Annotated in this window: 1 protein-coding gene and 1 pseudogene; one reads left to right on the top strand and one right to left on the bottom strand. The window is 47.6% G+C overall.

The features are described from left to right. Positions 1–336: OsmC family peroxiredoxin (locus AC9UEP_RS06080; protein ID WP_509545136.1), on the top strand; the 336-nt coding region annotated here is incomplete at its 5' end. On the opposite strand, the pseudogene AC9UEP_RS06085 reads toward AC9UEP_RS06080, so the two are convergent. Next, positions 326–1,033, bottom strand: a pseudogene (locus AC9UEP_RS06085) (hypothetical protein); the annotation flags it as partial. The gene AC9UEP_RS06080 and the pseudogene AC9UEP_RS06085 overlap by 11 nt on opposite strands.

Genomic DNA, 1,033 nt, shown 5'->3' on the forward strand with positions numbered 1-1,033 from the left:
ATTGGCACCTTTGATGTCTCATGGCCAGCTCGCAGCGAAGAGCCAAATGGGGTTACCAGCCCAGAGGAATTAATCGCCGCCGCGCATGCCGCATGTTTCTCCATGGCCCTTTCCCACGGATTAACTGAGGCGGGAACACCCCCAACACAACTGCGTACTTCAGCAGAGGTTGATTTCACTGCGGGTGTAGGAATCACAGCAATCCGTTTACATATTTCGGGAGAGGTAAATGGGCTAGATGCCGCTGGGTTTGCCACCGCTGCAAACGCGGCAAAGGATGGTTGTCCGGTAAGTCAGGCTTTGAAGGCAGTTCCAATCACTCTAGTCATTGGCTAATTCTTACCTGTAAATCCTGACTCATCTGGCTAATTGTTTTCTTGTGTTCTTCCTTGACTGGACTCGCGCAGAGTAAACAGCGGATCGCCCATTGCCACCAGGCATCATCGAAATATCCGATTTTGAATGATCTAACAAAGATGCGCGCCGGTAAAGTCTTACACCGCATGCATCTTCGTGGCAGAATTATTTCGTTCACTCTCTGACTTTCGGCGCGATAGCCATATTTGTGCTCAAAACCTAGCCCGAATAAATCAACATCAACGAGAAAAAGTCCCGGATTGATTGATAATTCAAACTGAGCATCAGTTCGATCCTTAAAAGCATAGAAGCCGCACTCACAATTACTTACGGGTGGAACATGCTCTGGCGAGAGCTTGCATGTAGCACTGTCATCCTTTGAATAGGTATCGCCAGTGATGCCGGTAAATGTCGGAAACTCTCCTGTTAAAGCAACTACTTTAAATCCACACATATTTGCCTGGTCAAGGCTAAAAAGATCTGATTCCGGCAAGTTCTCCACTTTTTTGCGATTACGGCTTCTTGCTCGATCCTCACTTATGCCCATTCCGATAAAAATTGCACTGATAACTACCGGCACGACGCCAACCAAAATATAGAGAAGTCCGGTGAGTAGTGGCCTGGGAACTATGGGAGTTCTTTTCTCGTCAAAGCCACCCAAGAGGTAGATGAGGAT

The organism is Candidatus Planktophila sp., assembly GCF_040402315.1.
GTDB lineage: Bacteria > Actinomycetota > Actinomycetes > Nanopelagicales > Nanopelagicaceae > Planktophila.